Source organism: Loktanella sp. Alg231-35 (assembly GCF_900143545.1).
Taxonomy (GTDB): domain Bacteria; phylum Pseudomonadota; class Alphaproteobacteria; order Rhodobacterales; family Rhodobacteraceae; genus Yoonia.
The window spans coordinates 559,534-581,302 of sequence record NZ_FREV01000003.1 but is presented as its reverse complement, the minus strand read 5'-3'; the positions used below and the strand labels follow the sequence as shown (position 1 = coordinate 581,302).

19 protein-coding genes are annotated in these 21,769 nt (G+C 55.1%); 15 read left to right on the top strand and 4 right to left on the bottom strand.

Going from position 1 to position 21,769, the window contains the following annotated elements; all coding sequences use genetic code 11:
* Window positions 1-307: 307 nt before the first annotated feature.
* Window positions 308-619 carry a hypothetical protein gene (locus DHN10_RS09800; RefSeq protein ID WP_108815108.1) on the top strand — a complete coding sequence of 104 codons (312 nt, stop codon included), beginning with the start codon at window positions 308-310 and terminating at the stop codon, window positions 617-619.
* Between the two features lie 14 nt (window positions 620-633).
* Complete coding sequence (locus tag DHN10_RS09795) at window positions 634-2,298, top strand: hypothetical protein (RefSeq protein ID WP_108815107.1); 1,665 nt, start codon at window positions 634-636, stop codon at window positions 2,296-2,298.
* Window positions 2,299-2,845: 547 nt separating this feature from the next.
* On the opposite strand, the gene DHN10_RS09785 is transcribed toward DHN10_RS09795, so the two are convergent.
* The 4 genes from DHN10_RS09785 to DHN10_RS09770 all read right to left on the bottom strand — a co-directional run bounded on the left by DHN10_RS09785 (window position 2,846) and on the right by DHN10_RS09770 (window position 4,820).
* Window positions 2,846-3,391 carry a GNAT family N-acetyltransferase gene (locus tag DHN10_RS09785; protein WP_108815105.1) on the bottom strand — a complete coding sequence of 182 codons (546 nt, stop codon included), beginning with the start codon at window positions 3,389-3,391 and terminating at the stop codon, window positions 2,846-2,848.
* A protein-coding gene (locus DHN10_RS09780) for an IS5 family transposase (RefSeq protein WP_108815104.1) occupies window positions 3,388-4,145 on the bottom strand; the annotation gives its coding sequence in 2 pieces (ribosomal slippage) (window positions 3,388-3,827 and window positions 3,827-4,145; 759 coding nt in all). Before DHN10_RS09780 ends, DHN10_RS09785 begins: the two co-directional genes overlap by 4 nt.
* 278 nt (window positions 4,146-4,423) lie before the next feature.
* The gene (locus tag DHN10_RS19710) at window positions 4,424-4,687 is read right to left on the bottom strand and encodes a DUF1127 domain-containing protein (RefSeq protein WP_159086967.1); all 264 of its coding nucleotides are present in this window, start codon (window positions 4,685-4,687) and stop codon (window positions 4,424-4,426) included.
* The gene (locus DHN10_RS09770; protein WP_108815177.1) at window positions 4,677-4,820 is read right to left on the bottom strand and encodes a DUF1127 domain-containing protein; all 144 of its coding nucleotides are present in this window, start codon (window positions 4,818-4,820) and stop codon (window positions 4,677-4,679) included. Before DHN10_RS09770 ends, DHN10_RS19710 begins: the two co-directional genes overlap by 11 nt.
* A gap of 212 nt (window positions 4,821-5,032) precedes the next feature.
* On the opposite strand from DHN10_RS09770, the gene DHN10_RS09765 reads away from it, so the two are divergent.
* From DHN10_RS09765 to cysG, 13 genes are all read left to right on the top strand, one after another.
* The gene (locus tag DHN10_RS09765) at window positions 5,033-5,947 is read left to right on the top strand and encodes a LysR family transcriptional regulator (protein WP_108815103.1); all 915 of its coding nucleotides are present in this window, start codon (window positions 5,033-5,035) and stop codon (window positions 5,945-5,947) included.
* Between the two features lie 39 nt (window positions 5,948-5,986).
* The gene (locus tag DHN10_RS09760; protein ID WP_108815102.1) at window positions 5,987-6,373 is read left to right on the top strand and encodes a carboxymuconolactone decarboxylase family protein; all 387 of its coding nucleotides are present in this window, start codon (window positions 5,987-5,989) and stop codon (window positions 6,371-6,373) included.
* A gap of 255 nt (window positions 6,374-6,628) precedes the next feature.
* On the top strand, window positions 6,629-7,261 hold the full coding sequence (locus DHN10_RS09755) for a tyrosine-type recombinase/integrase (RefSeq protein ID WP_108815101.1): 633 nt from the start codon (window positions 6,629-6,631) through the stop codon (window positions 7,259-7,261).
* 555 nt (window positions 7,262-7,816) lie between these two features.
* Entirely contained in the window at window positions 7,817-8,401 is a 585-nt protein-coding gene (locus tag DHN10_RS09750) for an ANTAR domain-containing response regulator (RefSeq protein ID WP_108815100.1), read from the top strand.
* Window positions 8,398-9,537, top strand: coding sequence for a CmpA/NrtA family ABC transporter substrate-binding protein (locus tag DHN10_RS09745; RefSeq protein ID WP_108815099.1), 1,140 nt, complete (start codon window positions 8,398-8,400; stop codon window positions 9,535-9,537). Before DHN10_RS09750 ends, DHN10_RS09745 begins: the two co-directional genes overlap by 4 nt.
* A gap of 255 nt (window positions 9,538-9,792) precedes the next feature.
* Window positions 9,793-11,163: a CmpA/NrtA family ABC transporter substrate-binding protein gene (locus DHN10_RS09740; protein ID WP_108815098.1), complete on the top strand. Its 1,371-nt coding sequence runs from the start codon at window positions 9,793-9,795 to the stop codon at window positions 11,161-11,163.
* Between the two features lie 72 nt (window positions 11,164-11,235).
* Window positions 11,236-12,309: an ABC transporter permease gene (locus DHN10_RS09735; protein ID WP_108815097.1), complete on the top strand. Its 1,074-nt coding sequence runs from the start codon at window positions 11,236-11,238 to the stop codon at window positions 12,307-12,309.
* 5 nt (window positions 12,310-12,314) lie between these two features.
* Complete coding sequence (locus DHN10_RS09730) at window positions 12,315-13,973, top strand: ABC transporter ATP-binding protein (protein ID WP_108815096.1); 1,659 nt, start codon at window positions 12,315-12,317, stop codon at window positions 13,971-13,973.
* Window positions 13,974-13,978: 5 nt separating this feature from the next.
* Window positions 13,979-16,405, top strand: a complete 2,427-nt coding sequence (nirB, locus tag DHN10_RS09725; protein WP_108815095.1) for a nitrite reductase large subunit NirB — start codon at window positions 13,979-13,981, stop codon at window positions 16,403-16,405.
* Window positions 16,402-16,737: a nitrite reductase small subunit NirD gene (gene nirD, locus DHN10_RS09720; RefSeq protein ID WP_108815094.1), complete on the top strand. Its 336-nt coding sequence runs from the start codon at window positions 16,402-16,404 to the stop codon at window positions 16,735-16,737. The genes nirB and nirD overlap by 4 nt, the downstream gene beginning before the upstream one ends.
* On the top strand, window positions 16,734-19,310 hold the full coding sequence (locus DHN10_RS09715) for a nitrate reductase (RefSeq protein ID WP_108815093.1): 2,577 nt from the start codon (window positions 16,734-16,736) through the stop codon (window positions 19,308-19,310). Before nirD ends, DHN10_RS09715 begins: the two co-directional genes overlap by 4 nt.
* Window positions 19,307-20,242, top strand: coding sequence for a glycosyl transferase family protein (locus DHN10_RS09710; protein WP_108815092.1), 936 nt, complete (start codon window positions 19,307-19,309; stop codon window positions 20,240-20,242). Before DHN10_RS09715 ends, DHN10_RS09710 begins: the two co-directional genes overlap by 4 nt.
* Entirely contained in the window at window positions 20,239-21,636 is a 1,398-nt protein-coding gene (gene cysG / locus DHN10_RS09705) for a siroheme synthase CysG (RefSeq protein ID WP_108815091.1), read from the top strand. Before DHN10_RS09710 ends, cysG begins: the two co-directional genes overlap by 4 nt.
* Window positions 21,637-21,769: the final 133 nt, after the last annotated feature.

Sequence of the window (21,769 nt, the reverse complement as noted above, 5' to 3'; positions counted from 1 at the left end):
CGCGTTCCGAAACAACTCAAACCCAAAAAAGAAACGAGATAACGGCCGAGACCGATGAAATCGAGCGCATGGCGATCCTGATACAAAGAAACTGCAACTCTAGCAGGTCGATGCGGTGCAGCATCTATAAGTAGGGCCACTTCCATGAGGTTCGCTGCACCCAACGCATACGAACGCAATTTGAAAGAGACTGACTGGAACAAGTTCAAGTAGATTTGATTCGTGGGCAATCTTAGCTATGATAACACCTAATAAGAGTACCAAAAAAAATTGCACCAATTTCGTTTTTTAAGATGGATATTGCAGTATGACCGACCAAGAGAAATTTGAAGTTGTCATCACATCCGAGGGCAAACGACCCGAAGAACTCGCTAATTCAGTCAATGAAATGGAAGATAGTCAAGCCATGATCACTGGCCGAGCTAACCTAGATGGTTCTGCCGGGGAGTGGATGGTGATTGCAAGCGTGGCGGCGACGATGCTGCCGCATTTGGTTGATCTTTTGAAAACATATATGACCAACAAGTCCGACGTCACGTTAAAGCTCGGCGATTGGGAGGTTAACAATCCCACGCCGGAACTTCTCGATGAATTCCTGCGACGCTCACAGCAAACCTAGTGGGGTGAAGCGTCATGGCGGACTATGACGACTTTAGTAAAATGGCGATCAAGGCGGCAATCACAACTGCACTGGGTCGCGGGGCCAAGATTTCGCCGCACGACTTTAGCAATCCCACCGTTTTGACCAAGACTCTGCAAGATCTAACGGAGCAATTCGGTGACATCTTTCGGGTGTTTTGGGCAGAACACGCCCCGGCGTCGTTCTTTTGCCTCTCTGGTTTTGAGCCAACTCCGATCGTCTGCAGCAGGTCATACCTTTCTCTCTCAGCCGATGTACGCAGAGTGTTTTCCGAAGACGCGTTCAAGGGTGAGTTACGTGAGCAAGTCGCCCAGCAGACCATTTACCGTATCATGGCTGAGATGTCGCTTTTGCATGGTGATCCAGATCTTGGGGCATTGCTTCTGGCCCGAGGCGAAAGTCTCAACAACATTTCGTTCATCGACCACAAGATAGACTGGCGCGAGCGCTGGCGCGAACTTGAAGTATTACCGATAGGCGAGGCGACGTTGACATTGTGGATGGGTCCTGTGGTTCATGAAATTGGTCATGTGGTGTCCCGCGCTGGCAAATTAAAAATGTTCGATGATGCTCTTGATCCAGATGTAATAGCTGACGCATTGACGCACACCCTAAATCAATTTCCCTATCCTGATGAGGTCAAGGCGCAGATACTGAAGTCGTTTCAAGACCCCTCAAGCGGATCCTGCGTATCATTGCCCCACCTTCAAGAAGAAGCGCGCGCTGACTTATTCGCTTTGCTTTCGCTGCTCCCTGCCACGCAGCGTGCAATGGAAGATCCCGATATCGGCGGATACTCACCCGTGCATTTTTACTGGGAGCTCATGATATTTTTTAACTGCATCACCCTTGTGGATCGTTGCCGAAACATGGTGATCGCAGCCGCGATGACAGAAGTTGACGGTGCGCGAGTGCACGAAGATCTTATTGTTCGCCCCGTGGCCCACGCCACTAGATCGTTGCTATTGGAAGCCCAACTTCAGAATCCAGAATTGTACATTGACCCGACTGTCCCCGATTTTGATCACCATGCCGATGGTTTGTTGACCGATTTTGCCCGAACGAAGGAGGAAATAGTCTCAGTCGTTGACAGTGTAGACCGGGCTGTTGGAGTCTGCGCCAATTTTGCCCTTTTCCATGACCGCCGCCCGAGCGAGCCTACGATTTTTTCGGAATTCCGCGACTCGTTGCTGCGTGATGGAGCGAACACGTTCAGTTCTGTTCCTGCGTTTTTCGAGTTGGCGCAGGATATGGGTAAGGCCACACCTTTTGTGTGCGAACTTGCTAAAATCCAAATTGATCCGAAAGCGCCGTTAGCAGTTGCGACCGACTCACAAAAAGTCTTCATCATTCACGGCTACGTTGTTGGCGAAACTTTCGTACCCGTCACATTTGACATGACGAACAGATCAGTTCTCTTCGTTTTTCTCTTTGACAGCGAGGCGGAGCAACTCTTTGCCGCGCACAATCGAAGGTCACTCCCGCCTGACAGACAACTCATTGGAATAAAAGTCATGGCACATCGGTGGGAACGGGTCGTCCCCACTTTGCGAGAACAAATTGAAATTGGCGAAGTCTCTGTGATTGGCGAAGGAACGAAGGCGTTCTCAGACCATTTCGATGCTCTCAAGACCGTTTATGCTGAAGCAGGCACTTAACCCGGCGAGCGACGACTATGGCTTGTGACCGTATCGAATGGCCGCTTCGGTGTTATGGGGATCATATGTGGATAGTAGTCGAAGTCAGCACGCCATGTTGCCACTAGATTACGGGCATCGCAAATCAGCGCATTGGCCGCAAAACGGCCATTGATTCCGGTTTTGTCAAGGGGAGGTTCGTCCCGCGATGTGTGAGTTCGCACACCATCAGATTTTGCACTTGCAACGAATGTCGGCAATGCGGGCTGCGTCCGCAGCATCTTGAAGGTCGGGCGAAAGTCCGGAAAGGGCCGTCCTTTCTGGGGTGGCATCATCCTAAAGGTGAGCATGCTGCGACCGATCTAATGGCGGCGATGAGCCCATAGCAGAAGGGTCTGCGTCTCGCTGCGTGCGCTCGCAGCGAAGGAAATGCCGCGTGAGCGAAAGCCTTGCTGCTGCAAAGCGGCAGCGAGTCCGGTCATTCATGCGGTCGACAACTAGGATAAACTGTCGATCTTTCAGGTCATCGACGAGGCAGCGATATGCTGAAGCGGTTTGGAAGACTGCTTCATTCAAATAGCCTGTGAGCATAGCTCCTGGTTTCTCCGACGATTTCCTCCATCAGGGACGCCGGTGTGGGCCAGAAAGGACGAAGAATAGCCTCGGTTGCGTCCTGATCATAATGCAGCTGCGCATCGTGCTTTGCCGCGAGGTGTCGCATGCGGCTGTTTTCTTTCAGGCAAATCATTTGAATGGTCCTGACGCCGCGGTTCCGGGCCATGGCGAACATGCGTTCAAACAACGCATCCCCGATCCCGATATTCTGCCAGTCAGGTTCGACAGAGAATGCGGCTTCCGCCGTTGATGGCCAGGACTGAAAGAGACCGCGCAGTTCAACAACACCCCGCAACTGTCCTTCGACTAATGCGCCGCAGACAACCGCGTTATGGCGGAATATGTTCTGTGCGTATTTCAAGACATCTTCGTCACTGATTGCTCCACAAAACCGTGCCCAACGGGATGTAAGGTCAAGTCGTTGAAAATGATCGCAAATACTCTTTTGGCTGGCTGCCGAAAGGCGACAGACCTGAATTCCATTAGGTTCCAGACTCATAACCAGAATATGACGGTTGCGGCGAGAGCGATAGCTGAGAGGAAGACTTTGGGGCACCTGTCATAGCGCGTTGAGATGCGTCTCCAATCTTTGAGGCGACCGAACATTCTCTCAATCCGATTGCGGCGTTTGTAGCGGCGCTTGTCGTATTTGATGGTCTTGCTGCGTGACTTACGGCCAGGGATACATGGAGTGATACCCCTGTCGATTAAGGCTTCTCTGAACCAGTCTGCGTCATAGCCTCGATCCGCGAGCAGCCATTCAGCATCTGGCAGACTGCTCAACAAGGCCGCGGCACCAGTATAGTCGCTGACCTGACCGGCGGTGACAAAGAACTGAATTGGGCGCCCACTTGTATCCGTGACGGCATGCAACTTGGTGTTCATACCACCCTTGGTCTGCCCTATCAGACGTCCGCGCCCCCCTTTTTGAGCCCCAGGCTTGAGGCTGTGCGGTGTGCTTTGAGATAAGTCGCGTCAATTGAGATGGTCTTATGGTCGGGCGCCTCTGCCGCCAATCCCGTCATGATCCGCGCGAATACTCCCATATCGCTCCACCGCTTCCAACGGTTGTACAATGTCTTGGGTGGACCATACTCCGGAGGCGCATCACACCAGCGTAAACCATTGCGATTAATGAAGATAATTCCACTCAATACACGCCTGTCATCTACGCGTGGTCGACCTCGGCTTTTGGGAAAATACGGTCGCAATCGCTTCATGTGTTCTTCAGTTAGCCAGTAGAGATTGCTCATCGTTCCCCCCAATATTTGGGGAACCTGAATCACAGCAATGATTCAGCATCAAGCCAATTAATGGGTCCTGACCCTAGGATGGCTATTGAGACGCATTGCACGGGCCTCCTGATCCAGAAAAGAAATCGTGGGCCAGCACCTTCGGGAGGAGGTGAAGATGCTGGCCCTGTGCTTTGGCGCTCCCTATTGGTTTTTCGCCGCCGCTTGTGCTGGCCTACTCTGGGAGGAGCGAGAGCCGGCACTTTTCTTGTATTTCTTTATCCAATTGACCTGTTACGCTAGTCTTCGGCCATCAGTGTCTTTGCGTATTGGGGTATGTCGGAGCGCTGGATGCCAATCATCGCCAATTGCGCATCACTCATTTTCGAAAGCGTGGATAACATGCGGGCCATTTGAACGGCGCGCAGTACGGATTTTGCCTTCGCCATCGCATTGCCGCCGAACCGCGCCAATGCCTCCAGAAAAACCGGCGCGTTCTGTGTCAAAGCGCTTGTGGCGATGTGATGGCCCTCGGGTCCAGTGGTATTGGGGCTAGCGGTCATAAGCGGCCTCCATAGCGATGCGTTTGATGTTGCTGCGCGGAATCCCCAGGTCTTTCAGATCACGGTCAGTGAGTGCCGAAAGCTCGGAAAACGTGGCGTGATAGACTTTACGTCTGGCCAGAGCCTGTTTCATATGATCGTTTTTCTGTTGAAAGATTGTGCGGCCAGCATCCAAAACGACGTCTAGCCTGCTTCTTGAGCTTATAGTTGCCATGTTGTTACCTCGTCTATTGCTGCGATGCAGTATTTATGCTGCACTGCAGAGATACGAAGATCCGATAGCGCTCACAATTGGGCGATTTGGCAAAGGGCCTGTTCCGAGTTGGCACAGCAGTGAGATGAACAATGGATATTTCTGCACAGATGTTGATCTTTGCAACTGTTGTCGAGCAGGGCAGCATCTCGGCCGCGGCACGGACGATTGGTCAGACGCCCTCTGCGGTCAGCAAACAAATCGGTCTGCTTGAAGATCAGGTTCACTACCGCTTGCTCAATCGCACCCGGACTGGCGTATCGCCGACCGGGGAAGGTCAGGAATTCTACGAAAAATGCAAAGCTATGGCCGAAAAGTTCAAAGAGGCAGAGGCGCTGATCCTGAACTTGGATGGTATCCCGCGTGGTAAGCTCAAAATCGCGTGCAGTGTTGCGTTTGGTAAATCGCAATTGATCCCGGCGTTGCCTCAATTTTTTGAGGAGAACTCGGATGTTCAAGTATCTTTGGAGCTTACAGACCGCGTTGTCGATCTGCAGAGCGAGGGATTCGACGCCACCATCTGTTTCGCCGAACAGCGCACAATTCCCGATATTATGGTCCGGCGCATCATGCAAAGCCGCCGGGTGTTATGCGCTGCACCTGCCTATCTGGAACGGTGGGGATTCCCTGCAACTTTCGACGAATTGAAGCAGCACAATTGCCTGAGGATTGCTGGAAACAGCAAACGAAACTCTTGGGCCGACCCCGACCCATTCACTGGACAAGGCTTTGAACCACAAGGCCGGTTTGAGGGAAACAGCACCGACGTTGTCTATCGCGCAGCACTTGCCGGGATCGGCGTCGCGCGGCTGCCTTGTTATCTGACGGATCGAAAGTTCCAGTCAGGTGAGTTGGTCCATGTTTTACCTGAGTATTCACCGCCAAGCACTGATATCGCCATCATGTTCGCCGACAAGCGCAACCTCGCTCCAAAAACACGTGTCTTCATTGATTTTCTTGTGCGTGAGTTTCGCGATGTCCCTGAATACCAGATGACAGGGTCTTAGGCGTTGGTGTGTGAAAAAACGCTTAAAGTAGGAAGCAACATGGCAGAAGATATAACACAAACAGGCAGAGACCTCTCTGAACGTCTGAACCCAGGGATGGAAGACGCGCTGAATGCGCGCTATGGCCACTTGCTCCCTGGAATGGCCGAAGGGGTGGTCGATTTTGCCTATGGTCGCCAATATGCCCGACCCGGGTTACCCCTGCGTGACCGGTATTTGGCGACAATCGCCGCTTTGACTGCATTGGGTGGTCAGACACGGCCACAACTGATGGTCAATATCGCGGGCGGGCGCAAAGCCGGATTATCCCAAGAAGAAATCGCAGAAACGATATGGCAAATGTCACTTTACGGCGGCTTCCCATCCGCGATCAACGCGCTTAATGCCGCCTTGGAAGTATTTGAAGCAGTGGATGACGACGCCTGAGGGGCTAGCTTTGACGGTAATAACCGAGTGGTATGAAGTCTCATTTTCTGTCTGAACCAGACATAATAGCCGCGCGTAACATACCTTCATGCAATGCACAGCATCGGTCGAGGTGGGCTCGTTGCGGCCGAATGCCCTGGCAGGAATACAGCGTTCCCACGCCTTCGCACGAGCGTCGATTCAAACCAATGCTATGTTCTTCTCGTCAGCGCTGTGCTGATGTCTGGGAATGGAGGGCGGATCGGAGGGCATATTATGCCAAGAGTCCAACTTCCCGCAGTCATCCCGAAACGAAAAGCCTGGAATAAAGGTCGGATCATCGGTCAGAAACGACCGTTGCTTCCCAAACAAGTGTGGGCCATCCGTGCGCGACTTGAACTTGCAGGCCACCTTCGTGACCTTGCGTTGTTCAACGTTGCCATTGATAGCAAGTTGCGCGGCTGTGATCTGGTCAAACTCACCGTGACCGATTTGGTCAAAGATGATCGCGTTCGTGAACGGGTTTCGGTGATCCGGCGTAAAACCAAGAAACCCGTTCAGTTCGAACTTATTGAAAACACACGCGATACCGTCATTACGTGGGTAAGATCACCTGAGATGATCGGGTGCCGCTTTATGTTCCCGAGCCGCTTCCACGACCGGCCGCATATCTCAACACGTCAATATGGTCGACTTGTGCGAGACTGGGTTACAGCGATTGGTCTGGAACCCAGCGGATACGGTACACACTCGATGCGTCGAACCAAAGCTGCGGAGATTTACCGCAAGACGGGCAACCTTCGCGCCGTCCAACTTTTGTTGGGCCACACAAAGGTCGATAGCACAGTGCGTTATTTGGGTGTCGAACTGGAAGATGCGTTAAGCATCGCTGAACGCATCGATATCTGAACGAAGTTGGCGGATGGCCACTCCCGTTCGCCAAACCAGGACAGGCCTTCATGCCTCCCGCGGCAGTCGGCAGGATAGAGTCCATTGCGTAAATTCGACTTTTTCGCTCCGCGCGCTCGCAGCACAAAAAATTGCGGCTAGTGCATAATACTCTGGGTTGCCAAGCGGCGGAAAAATCAGAGGTTCATGCTCGCAGCCAAGAAAGTCAGAATGCCGTCACAGTCCAAATGGCTAGGACAGTCTTTCGCGCAAAACATCTACTGGACTGCTAGGCTTCCACCTGACCTCGGCACGCTGCGAAATCGAAAACTGAAATGTTAAAATCCTTCATAGCGGCAACGCTCAACGGGCTGCATCGCCGTGGTATATCTGCTTGTCGTGTGAACTAGCTAGCCTCATTGTTTCAGAGAGACACGAGGCCAGTTATTCTAGGCTGCCCTAAAAATACGCATCTCTGCCTTTCACGCTTATTTTGCGTGCTGTTGAAATCCAACGACAGAGACATTCCGCGAGTTTGGCATTGACCATATCCAAGCATGGACGTCTTACAGCGCCATGAACCAAAAATTGCGCATTCTCGTTGTTGAGCCCGATCCCGCAAGAGTGCGCGCGATTATTGATGCCTTGAATGATGCAGGCTGGTCGGACGTTAAAGCGCTGGCGCAAATGTCGGCTTTGGATCGGACCGTCAAAGAATTCGCCCCCGATATTGTATTGATCGATCTTGCCAACCCTGATCGCGACACGCTTGAACATATTTCGGATGCGACCGAGACATCCAAACGGGCCGTCGCGCTGTTTGTTGATCAGACGGATGACACTCTGACGCAAGCGGCGCTGAGCGCAGGTGTGAGCGCCTATGTCGTTGACGGCCTCAAGATGGAGAGGATCAAGTCCGTTCTGGAAACAGCAATTGCGCGGTTCAAGATCATGCGCCAGATGCAATCGGAACTGGATGCGGCCAAACAGGCATTAGAAGATCGAAAGACAATTGATCGCGCCAAGGGTATTTTGATGCGCCAGCGCGACATGTCGGAGGACGCGGCCTACACTCTGCTGCGCACGACCGCGATGAGCCAGAACCGCAAAGTCATCGACGTTGCCCATGCCCTTGTGACCGCAGCGGATCTTTTGTCATGAGCAACGCCGTCCTGAATTGTGGCTATGTGCCTTTGGTAGATTGCGCCCCGTTGGTGATCGCCAAAGAGCTTGGGTTTGCGGCCGAAGAGGGGCTGGCTCTTAATCTCGTGCGTCAGCCGTCTTGGTCGGCCCTGCGCGATATGCTCGCACTGGGGCATTTGGACGCTGCACAAATGCTTTCACCCATGCCTGTGGCGATGTCGATTGGCTTTGGCGGGCTTCCTGCGCGGGTCGATACGCTGATGGTTTTGTCCGTCAATGGCACAGTGTTCGGCGTTTCAAACGAGGTGGCGGCTGACCTTGGGGCGATACCGTTCGGTGATGCCGATGCCATCTTGGCGGCGCTGAGTGCGCGCAAAGGCGCAAAGCTGCGCGTTGGTGTGCCCTTTCACTACTCTATGCACCGCCTCTTGCTATCTTATTGGGCATCGACTGCATCCGGTTTGCAGATCGAAAAAATCACGGTGCCGCCGCCGCGTATGGCCGATGCCGTTGCAGATGGGTTCGTTGATGCGTTCTGGGTCGGTGAGCCTTGGGGGAGTGTCGCAGTCAGACAAGAGGTGGCTCAGCTGATGATGATGGGCCGGAATGTTTGGCAATTCGCCCCTGAAAAGGTCCTCGCGGCGCGCCATGATTGGGTCGAGACGAACGGCGATGCAGCCGCGCGGCTGATGCGCGCGGTCTATAAGGCATCTGCCTGGCTTGATGCCCAAAGGAACAAACCATTAGCGGTCGAAATTCTCGCCCGCAGCGAACACCTGAGTATGTCACCCGACCTTATTGATCCCGCACTTTCTGGCGATATCATCACCCGACATAACACTGCTCCGACACCAGTGGGTCGCTTCTTGCAGTTTCATAAACATGCAGCAACATTTCCTTGGCGCAGTCAGGCCGCATGGATCGCATCCCAGCTTGGGGCAGATGCTGCAGGGATAGAAAAGGCCAAGGCATGTTTTCGAGCTGACCTTTATCGGCAAAACCTGGCAGGCATTGGCGCTGACATGCCCGGTGCCTCGGAGAAAGAAGAAGGCGCGCTGCACTTTGAAACGGCAGTGGCGTCTAGTCGCGGCCATATGATTCTTGCACCTGATGCCTTCTTTAACGGCAGAACCTTCGATTTTTCCTCGAAATAACGCCTAAATCCTAAGCACTTTCTGCATTGCGGCATGAATCCATGCGGCGATGCAGCAAAGCGATTGCACTCTTGGATCGCGCGGGTTCATCATCACAACAAGGGGCAACGAAGCCCGCGAATACGCGCTCACTGATGTCGGTGGCGTACCTCCTTGAGCAAAGCCGCTCGTATGGATCACGGACCTCCTCCCCCGTGGCCCCTACGTGCGGCTTTTTTTGTTTTTCGCCTCTCAAGGCGTTGAAAGGATTAAATGATGAAAAAGACACTTGCGATCTTACTGGCCACCTCCAGCCTGTTGGCGACAACGGCAGCGGCCCAATCTTTGGATCTTGAAAAAGAAGACCTCACACTTGGCTTTATCAAACTGACAGATATGGCCCCGCTCGCGGTGGCCTATGAGTTGGGGTATTTTGAGGACGAGGGTTTGTTTGTGACACTCGAAGCGCAAGCCAACTGGAAAGTGCTGCTGGACGGCGTGATCAGCGGAGAGTTGGACGGCGCGCACATGCTCGCAGGTCAGCCGCTGGCCGCAACAATCGGGTACGGCACCGAGGCGCATATCATCACACCGTTTTCGATGGACCTGAACGGTAACGCCATCACGGTATCCAATGAAATTTGGGACGAAATGCGCCCAAATGTGCCCCTGATGGCTGATGGCCGCCCGCAACATCCCATCAGCGCAAGCGCTTTGGCGCCCGTGGTAGAAGATTATCTAGATCGTGGTGAGCCGTTCAATATGGGCATGGTTTTCCCAGTATCGACCCACAACTATGAAATCCGCTACTGGCTGGCGGCTGGCGGTTTGCAGCCCGGATTTTACAGCGAACAGGACATTTCAGGTCAAATTGGCGCGGATGTTTTGTTGTCTGTAACACCGCCGCCGCAAATGCCGTCCACGATGGAAGCAGGCACGATCTTTGGGTACGCCGTCGGTGAACCGTGGAACCAACAGGCTGTCTTCAAAGGCGTTGGCGTTCCGGTGATCACCGATGACGACATGTGGAACAACAACCCCGAAAAGGTGTTCGGCATCACAGCTGAATTTGCAGAGGAATATCCAAACACCACGATAGCACTGACCAAGGCGCTGATCCGCGCCGCCATCTGGCTGGATGAAAACGACAACGCCAACCGAAAAGACGCGGTCGAGATGTTGTCGCGGCCTGAATATGTCGGCGCGGACGCCGAAGTCATCGCCAATTCAATGACAGGTTTCTTTGAATTCGAAGAAGGCGACGTGCGCCCTGCACCTGATTTCAATGTGTTCTTTCGCTACAACGCGACCTATCCGTTTTATTCCGATGCGATCTGGTACCTGACGCAGATGCGCCGCTGGGGCCAAATCCCTGAAACGATGTCTGATGAGTGGTATTTTGAAACCGCAGCTGACGTCTATCGCCCAGACATCTACCTCGACGCCGCGCGTATGCTTGTCGACGAAGGCTTGGCGAATGAGGCTGACTTCCCGTGGGACACTGACGGGTTCAAAGCCCCGACCCCTGCCAGCGATATCATTGATGCCATCTCCTACGATGGTCGTGCACCCAATGCCTATATCGACAGCCTGCCGATTGGCCTGAAGTCCGGCCAAACCGTCCTTGACGGCGAAATCCAAGGCTAAGCCCGATCGCCCGCCTTGCGTAAATGCGGGGCGGGCTAATCCATTTCCAAAAGCAGCAATTGGATACCCGATATGACCGCGATTGACCCCACCGCACTTGATGATGAAACCCGCCGCGCGCGCCGCTTTGCACGTATCAACAAGGCTGATGCATGGTTTCGTGTGCTTGGCCTGTCATGGTTGACGCCGGTTCTAAGGGCCGCCGCAGGCGACAACCCACGCGCGCAGGCCGGGGAAATCTGGCAACTGCTTGGTGTGCCACTTCTTGCGATTGCGGTATTTGTGACACTGTGGGCGACACTTGCCCCAACGGTGCAAACGTCACTTGGGGCAGTGCCAGGACCCATGCAAGTCTGGGAACAGGTCGGCGAGCTGCGCCAAGACGCCATACGGGAAGGCGAAAAAGAGATTGCCTTCTACGAGCGCCAAGATGCGCGCAACGCCGAACATATCGCCAACGGTGATACAGACCGCGTCCGCGACCGCATCTACACCGGCAAACCCACCTATTACGATCAAATCTGGACCTCGATCAAAACCGTTTTCTTCGGGTTTCTGATTGCCTCCATTGTGGCCATTCCGTTGGGTATTGCTGCGGGTTTGTCGGTTACAGCAAATGCCGCGCTGAACCCGCTGATCCAGATTTTTAAACCGGTTTCCCCACTGGCGTGGCTGCCGATTGTCACCATGATCGTCTCAGCGGTTTACACAACCAATGACGGGTGGTTCGAGAAATCATTCCTCGTTTCTGCCATCACGGTCACGCTGTGTTCGCTTTGGCCCACGTTGATCAACACGGCCCTCGGCGTCAGCAGCATCGACAAAGACCTTGTTAGCGTGTCGCGCGTTTTAAGAATGAACACCTACACCAAGATCACCAAATTGGTTCTGCCTTCGGCTTTGCCATTGATCTTCACCGGATTGCGCCTGTCGCTTGGCGTGGGTTGGATGGTTTTGATCGCCGCAGAAATGCTGGCCCAGAACCCTGGCCTTGGCAAATTCGTCTGGGACGAGTTCCAGAATGGATCGTCCCAATCGCTGGCCCGCATCATGGTCGCCGTGTTCACCATCGGCATTATCGGGTTCCTGTTGGACCGCGTGATGTATGCGCTTCAGTCCATGTTCACATTCTCGAACAATCGGTGATCAGCATGAGTATTTTACAAATCAAAGGTGTTTCAAAAAGCTATGGCGACATGGCGGTTCTGAAAGACATCAATCTTGATGTAACTGAGGGAGAATTCGTTGTCCTCCTCGGGTTTTCCGGCACAGGTAAAACCACGTTGATCAATCTTATGGCAGGGCTGGAACAGCCCACCTCAGGCACCCTTACCTACAAGGGCGCGCCAATCACGCAGCCCGGTCGCGAAAGGGGCGTCATTTTTCAAAGTTATTCGTTGATGCCGTGGCTGACTGTGAGCGGCAATGTGGCGTTGGCCGTGGACACGATGTTTCCTGAATCGTCCAAAGCCGACCGCGCCGCAAAAGTCGATCACTACGTTGCCATGGTGGGCCTGTCCCACGCCGCCACGCGCCGTCCGGCCGAGCTGTCAGGCGGGATGCGCCAACGCGTGAATGTGGCTCGCGCGCTGGCCATGGACCCCGAAATGTTGCTGCTCGATGAACCCCTGTCAGCGCTTGACGCGCTGACCCGTGCCAATCTTGCGGACGAAATCGAGGCGATTTGGGACACGGACAAAAAGACCTGCGTGTTGATCACCAATGATGTGGACGAAGCGATCATTCTGGCCGACCGCATCATCGCGCTGAACCCTGACGGCACTTTGGGTGATGAATTCAAGGTCGATATTCCCCGCCCGCGCGACCGGATCGCGATGAACAATGATGCCATCTTCAAGGCGTTGCGTGGTCAGGTCACGGCCTACCTAATGGACGTTGGAATTGCCTCTAAGGTCGAAGAAACCCGCACCCTGCCAAATGTGACGCCGATTCACGGAGTGCCTGCGGCGGTGGCTAAAGTACAGGAAGGCGGGATCGAGGAGCGGTTCTTGAATTTCTCGCAACTCGACAAGGTCTACCCCACGCCCAAAGGTCCGTTAACGGTGGTCGAGAATTTCGATCTAAAAATCAACAAGGGCGAATTTATCTCACTCATCGGGCATTCGGGCTGCGGTAAATCCACGGTGCTGACCATGGCCGCTGGTCTCAACCCGATCTCCAAAGGGGCGATCCGGCTGGATGGCTGGAACGTGGAAGGCGCAGACCCCGAACGCGCCGTGGTTTTTCAATCGCCCAATCTGTTCCCATGGCTGACGGCCAAGGAAAACGTCGCGATTGGTGTGGACAAGGTTTACCCCAAAGCGTCCCAAGCGGAACGTCAGGACGTGGTGGAATATTATCTTGAACGGGTCGGCCTAGCCGACAGTATGAACAAAGGGGCCGCGAGCCTGTCGAATGGAATGAAGCAACGCGTTGGAATTGCTCGTGCTTTTGCTTTGTCACCTAAACTCTTGTTGTTGGATGAACCATTTGGAATGCTCGACAGTCTGACCCGCTGGGAGCTTCAGGAAGTCCTGATGGAAGTCTGGTCGCGCACCAAGGTCACCGCGATCTGTGTCACCCATGACGTCGATGAGGCGATCCTCCTGGCGGATCGCGTGGTGATGATGACGAACGGGCCGCAGGCGACGATCGGCAAAATCACGGATGTGAAACTGCCCCGCCCCCGTACGCGCAAGGCGCTGTTGGAACACCCCGATTACTACGCCTACCGCCAAGAGGTCCTCGATTTTCTTGAGGAGTACGAGCACGGCGCGACCCCGAAACTCAAATCCATCGCAGCGGAGTAATCGGTATGACACAGAAATTGATCGTCATCGGTGCAGGTATGGCCACGGGCCGAATGCTTGAAACGCTGGTCGAGGCAGAGGCGGATTACGACATCACCTTGATCAACGGTGAGGCGCGCGGAAACTACAACCGCATCATGCTGTCGCCCGTTTTGTCAGGGGACAAAACCTACGATGAAATCGTCACCCACGACGATGAATGGTACAAATTGTACAATATCAAAACGCGTTTTGGCTGCTTTGTACAAAACATTGATCGCGCAAAACGAACTGTGACGACCGACGCGGGCGAGGTGCTGCCCTACGACAAACTGGTCTTTGGTACGGGGTCCAACCCGTTCATGATCCCGCTGCCAGGGCATGACCTTGAAGGCGTAATTGCCTACCGCGATCTCGAAGATACACAGCGAATGATGGACCTTGGACCGGCGCACAAATGTGTGGTGATCGGCGGCGGTTTGCTGGGCCTTGAGGCCGCCGCAGGCATGGCCGCGCGTGGCATCGATGTGACCGTCGTGCATATCATGGGCCACCTCATGGAACGCCAATTGGATGAGGCGGCAGGGTATTTGTTGCGCAAGGCACTGGTGGACAAAAGGATCACCGTGAAATGCACGGCGAACTCAAAGGAAATTCTGGGCGATAGTGGCAAGGTAAAAGCGTTGCTGTTGGATGATGGCACGGAATTGCCGTGTAATCTGCTGGTGATGGCTGTTGGCATCCGCCCCAATATAAAACTGGCGCAGGACGCGGGACTCGCGGTGGGGAGAGGCATCCATGTGGATGACCAGATGGTCACCTCGGATGCGGATGTTCTGGCCGTTGGAGAATGTGTGGAGCATGACGGGGCGATCTTTGGCCTTGTCGCGCCGCTTTATGATCAAGCTCGCGTGGCGGCCCAGACGTTGATGGGGGAAGACGCGCAGTTTGTTCAAAAGGAACTATCGACCAAACTGAAAGTGACAGGCTGTGATTTGTTCAGCGCGGGTGATTTCGCGGATGGCGAGGGGCGCGAGGACATCGTGTTCCGTGATCCTGGACGCGGTGTTTACCGCCGATTGGTGATTGAGGAAAACACCGTCAAAGGGGCCGTCATGTATGGCGATACCGCCGACAGCAATTGGTTCTTTGGTCTGATCCGCGACAAGACTGACATCAGCGATATGCGCGACACGCTGATCTTTGGTCCTGCCTATCAGGGGGGGACCCCCCTGGACCCTTTAGCAGCTGTTGCAGCCTTACCGCGTGACGCAGAGATCTGTGGCTGCAACGGAATCTGCAAAGGACAAATCGAAGATGCGATCGCAAACGGGGCCACTGATCTAGGCACCGTACGATCAGCCACGAAGGCCAGCGGATCCTGCGGAACCTGCACGGGGCTGGTCGAACAGGTCTTAGCTGTTACGTTGGGCGACGAATTTGTCGTGCCTGCGGCAGCGGCCATTTGTGGCTGCACCGACATGACTCACGAAGACGTGCGCCGCATGATCAAGTCACAGCGATTGATGTCTATGCCCGCCGTCTGGCAGGAATGCGGATGGAAGACATCCTGCGGCTGCCACGTCTGCCGACCCGCGCTGAATTTTTATCTGCTGGCCGATTGGCCGCTGGAATATCAGGACGATCCGCAAAGCCGTTTCATCAACGAACGCAAGCACGCCAATATTCAGAAAGACGGTACGTTTTCAGTTGTGCCGCGCATGTGGGGCGGGATCACCACGCCCGATGAATTGCGCGCGATTGCCAATGCTGCCGATAAATACATGGTGCCGACGGTCAAGGTCACGGGTGGTCAGCGCATCGACCTGTTGGGTGTGAGAGGTGAGGATTTGCCCGATATCTGGGCTGATCTCAACGCCGCTGGCATGGTATCGGGACACGCCTATTCCAAAGGTCTGCGTACGGTGAAAACCTGTGTTGGGACGGATCACTGCCGCTTTGGAACGCAAGACAGTACGGGCCTCGGGATCAAGCTGGAAAAAGAACTTTGGGGGTCATGGACGCCACATAAGCTTAAGCTTGGCGTGTCTGGCTGTCCGCGCAATTGCGCCGAGGCCACGTGCAAAGACATTGGTGTGATCTGTGTCGATAGCGGCTATCAGGTCAGCATCGGCGGGGCCGCTGGCATGGATGTGCGCGAAACCGAATTGATGGTTCAAGTCGCGACTGAGGAAGAGGCGATTGATGTCATCAAGGCTGTGACCCAGCTGTACCGTGAGAACGCCAAATACCTTGACCGGATTTACAAATGGATGGGCAAGGTGGGCCATGATTGGATCAAAGAACGGGTTGAGGCCGAAGGTCCAGCCTTGGTTGATCGGTTTGAATTGAGCCAGTCGATCTATCGCCAAGACCCTTGGGCAGAACACGCGCAAACCAAAGCGGATCGTTATCAGCCATTGGCAAACTTGTCGTTGGAGGCCGCAGAATGACCGACTGGATTGATATTGCTTCGCTCGAAAACGTCCCAAAGCGGGGAGCGCGCATGGTGAAAACAGCGTTTGGCTGCGTGGCGGTTTTCCGGACCGCTGAGAATGAGGTGTTCGCGCTAGACAACGCATGCCCACATAAGGCAGGGCCTTTGGCCGAAGGCATCGTGCACGGAAAATCAGTGACTTGTCCGCTGCACAACTGGGTGATTTCGCTGGAAACCGGTGAGGCGCAAGGCGCTGATGAGGGCCGCGTCGCAACCTATCCGGCGCGGGTGGAAAACGGGCGTATTCTGCTGGATCGTGTATTTTTAAAAGCACGGGTGGCCGCATGAGCCTGACCCGCACCACATGTCCCTATTGCGGCGTGGGCTGCGGTGTTCTGGCGGGGTCTGATGGCACGATCAAAGGTGACCCGGATCATCCGGCGAATTTCGGACGGCTCTGTTCGAAAGGTGCCGCCCTTGGCGATACGATTGATCTTGAGGGGCGGCTTTTGCACCCGAAGGTCAACGGAGCGGATACCGATTGGGACACTGCCCTTGATTTAGTTACGGAGAAATTCAGTGCGGCGATTGCCGAGCATGGCCCAGAAAGTGTGGCGTTTTATGCATCTGGCCAGCTGCTGACCGAGGATTACTATGTCGCCAATAAGTTGATGAAAGGGTTCATCGGGGCTGCCAATATCGATACAAATTCGCGGCTTTGTATGGCGTCCTCTGTTGCGGGACACAAACGTGCCTTTGGGACCGATACGGTGCCGGGAACGTATGCAGATTTAGAACAGGCTGATCTGGTCGTGCTGGTTGGGTCCAACCTCGCCTGGTGCCATCCCGTGTTGTATCAGCGGATTGCTGCGGCGAAAGAGGCACGGCCCGACATGCGTATCGTCAATGTTGATCCGCGCCACACCGCCACGACAGATCTTGCAGATATGCATCTGCAAATCGCCCCTGATGGCGATATCGCGCTGTTCAATGGGCTGCTTGCCTACCTCGTGGAGGTTGGTGCCGTCGATTTGGCATATGTGCAAGAGCACGTGCACGGTTGCTTTGATGCGGTGAAATCTGCACAGCTGGGTGATCCGTTGAACAGCGGACTTGGTGCGGGCGACCTTGCCGCGTTTTATCAGCTTTGGACGCAGACCAAAAAGGTCGTCACGATCTATTCCCAAGGGGTGAATCAATCCAGTTGCGGAACTGACAAAGTCAACGCGATCCTGAATTGTCATTTGGCGACAGGCCGGATTGGACGCCCGGGCATGGGGCCATTTTCCGTTACCGGACAACCCAATGCGATGGGCGGGCGCGAAGTCGGCGGGCTGGCCAATATGCTGGCCAATCATCTTGAACTGGACAATGCAGATCATCAACACCTGGTGCAGGATTTCTGGGATAGCCCAACCATTTGCACAAAGCCGGGCCTAAAGGCTGTCGATTTGTTTGAGGCCTGCGCACGCGGCCAGATCAAGGCGCTTTGGGTGATGTCGACCAACCCCGCGGTATCGATGCCAGATTCCAACGGCGTAGCGGCTGCGATCGCGGCGGTTCCCTTTGTTGTCACGTCCGACATCATGAAAAAGACGGATACCAACAATCTGGCGCATGTCCTTTTACCTGCCACCGGTTGGGGCGAAAAGGACGGCACCGTCACCAATTCTGAGCGCCGTATTTCGCGCCAACGGGCTTTTTTGCCGTCACCCGGCATTGCGCGGCCCGATTGGGACATCATCAGTGATGTGGCTACGCGCATGGGGTTTGGGGATGCCTTTGCTTATAAAAAACCCGCCGACATTTTTGCGGAATACGTGGCGCTGGATGGCGCTGCGTCGCACATCGCGCGTGATCTGGACCTGAGTATTTTCGCCGATGCTGATTATGCCAAACTGATCCCTACTCAGTGGCCGCAAGATGATCATCGGTTTTTTGCCGACGGGCGTTTTTATCATCCTGACGGCAAAGCGCGGATGATCGCGGTTATTGCGCCGATACTCACAAAACCACGGTTCACGCTCAACACAGGCCGAAATCGCGATCAGTGGCACACGATGATGCGGACGGGTAAATCGGCTCGGCTGAGCGCGCATTTGGCCGAACCCTTTGTCGAGATAAATCCCGCTGATGCCGTTGAATTGGGTGCTGCGGCTGGTGCGTTGATTGAGGTGGAAAGCGTGTACGGTCGCACGTTTTTGCGGGCCCTTATTACGCCGGGTGTGGCCAAAGGGCAGCTTTTTGCGCCGATGCATTGGACACGACAGCGCACGACCAACGGCACGGTCAATAGCGTCGCTGCACCACTGACGGACCCGGTTTCAGGTCAGCCTGCGTTGAAATCCAATGCAGTGATTGCACAGGTCTACAAGGCGAAGTGGTGCGGCTTTCTGGCGTGCATCAATGAACCGACCCCGCAAACACCCTACGCGGCCATCTCGCCCACAAAGACGGGCTGGCAGGTGGAGTTGGCTGGAAGCAAAATGCCTGTCGATTGGGAAGCCGAGGCACGTCGTCTTTGTGGCCAAACGGGGGGCGATGCATCAACCCAAACTGACGCGACCATTGGAAGCACCCGCATCGCCATAACGCAGGACGGTAAAATTACCGCGCTGTTCTTTGCCTCCCCGACCCCTGTTGTCGTGTCGCGCACAGCGATCATTGACATGATCGGCACCGACACAGCGCCGCTTGCCGCATTGGCCGGGCGCAGCCCATCCGATCGACCGGACGCGGGCGCGACCGTTTGTGCGTGCTTTAATGTGGGCCGAAATACTTTGTTGGCCGCCGTTACGAATGGTGCGCACAGCGTTGCCGCTTTGGGTGACGCAACCTGTGCAGGCACCAATTGTGGGTCCTGTAAGCCTGAATTGACCGCCCTTTTGGCGCAAGCCCAGATTCCGATGGCGGCAGAATGACCCTCGCGCCGTTTGTACAGATCGTGGCACGTGGCAAGGGACGTGCGCGGGCGATGACGATGGATGAGGCTCGCGAGGCGATGGCGCTGATCCTGACGGGAGGCGCCGCCCCCGAGGCGGTTGGCGCGTTGCTGATGGTCATGCGCCTACGTGGGGAAACCGAGAGCGAAATTGCGGGGTTCACCGCCGCCTTGCGGGCCCATGTTGCGGGAATATTGCCGAAAGCAGACCTTGATTGGCCATCCTATGCCGCAGGGCGCAGTCGTGGTTCGCCGTTGTTTTTGCTCGCCGCGCGGCTTGTTGGTCAGGCGGGATATACCGTGTCGATGCACGGTTGGAATTCGCATCAATCAGCCACTGCGTCTGTGCGCGAAGCGATTGACCTTGCTGGGCCGCATGTCATCTATTCGCCGCTGGAAACGTTAAGCCCTGAGGCGTTTGCGGTGTTGAATTTGCGCGATACCTTCGGGTTGCGGTCGTGTTTCAACACGGTGCTGCGGATGTGGAACCCGTCGGGTGCCCGCGCCACAGTTCAAGGCGTATTTCATCCGTCATACCGCAGCCTTCAAGCGCAAGCCGCAGCACTTTTGGGGCAAAAAGACCTAAGCATCATCAAAGGCGGCGGCGGTGAATTTGAACGACACCCGTCCAAGGACACCGTGGTTTTCGGGTTGCGCGATGGTGCCCATTTTCAAGAAACCGCAGAGCATATTTTACAAGGCACCCGCAGACTGCATGAAGCAGGTGAAACGATAAATCTGGCTGATCTTTGGCAAGGGCGCACGCATGACCCGTTCGCTATCGCCAAGATCACCGGAACGGCAGCGTTGGCGCTTTGGACGCTAAAGGTGGCCCCGACACCTCATGAAGCACACCAAATGGCGCAGGGCCTTTGGGCCTCGCGTCATCACACAGAAAGCCTATCCGCATGAAAACCTTTCCCATGTTTTTGCAAATGTCGGGGCGCCGCGTTGTTATTGTTGGCGGTGGTGAACAAGCCGCCCAAAAGACGCGGTTGATCCTGAAGACCGAAGCGATAGTGGAAATCTGGGCACCAACGCTCGATCCTGAATTGTCGGGCCTAGCGGTTACGGGGCGGATAACACATCAAACTGGCCCTATTACGCCGGACACGTTTTCAGATACCGCACTGGTGTTCATCGCTTCAGGGTGCCCCGGCATCGACATAGCGCTGCATGCATTGGCAAAAGAGGGCGGTGCGACTGTAAATGTGGTGGACCAGCCCCAGCTTTGTGACGCTATCACACCGTCGATTGTGGATCGCGACCCCGTGGTCGTGGCCATCGGCACCGAAGGTACAGCCCCCGTTCTGGCACGCCAAATCAAGACCAAACTTGAGGAGGCACTTGAACCGCGCCTTGGCGATCTTGCGGCCCTTGCAGGACGTATGCGGGGTGCTGCGGCGGCCAGTCTTGGCCCGCGCGCGCGTCGGGATTTGTGGCACTGGGTGTTCAATGACACGCCGCGTCAGCTGTTCACCAGCGGGGCCGCGCGCGACGCGGCCAAGATGATAAAGACGGCGATTAAGACCGGTGAATTCGAGGCATCAATAGGCGGCAGCGTGAGCCTGGTGGGCGCGGGCCCCGGTGCTAAGGATTTGATCACCCTGCGTGGTGTCCAGCGCCTGCAAGAAGCAGATGTCATTTATTATGACCGCCTTCTTGATCCCGAAATCCTTGAACTAGCGCGCCGTGACGCCGAACGTGTTTATGTCGGCAAAGCCCCGGGCTGTCATAGTTTGCCACAGGAAAAGATCACTCAAACACTGGTCGCTGCCGCCAAACGCGGGCAACGGGTGGTGCGCCTGAAATGCGGTGACCCCGGTGTGTTCGGACGCAGCACTGAAGAAACCGATGCCCTCAAAGCCAGCGATATCCCGTTTGAAATTGTCCCCGGCGTTACGGCAGCCTGTGCGGCAGCGGCGAGTATCGGCCAAAGCCTCACGGAAAGAGGCAAAGTTGACACACTTGTGCTGACCACAGGTCACCGCCAAGACGGATTTACGGTGCCCGACCCCATCAAGGACATCAAACCGGGTACCTGTGTCGCGCTCTATATGGCTGTCGGCGCAGCCCCGCAGATCGTTGCACACCTTGAAACGTGTCATCCTGATGTTCCATTTGACGTTGAGGTCGTCGCAAAAGCCCAGCGAAAGGGACAAATCGTCCTGAACTGCTCTCTCGGCGATTTGGCGCACACCTTGAAGGTCCATAATATTATGGGCGAAGCCATGCTCTTTGTGCGTTGGTCTTTTGGCGTCCAAACGTCAAATGGAGCCATCCCAAGAGCCTTTGCGACCGTGTGACTTGGCGAGCCGCCTCAGCTTGTCGCTCTCTGAAAGCAAGCATACATCGCTAAGACGTCGCGAAACGCGAATTGAAATCCACCTGAATCGGTGGCGTTGAACGGCTGCTTTAACGACACAGGCTGAAACGCAG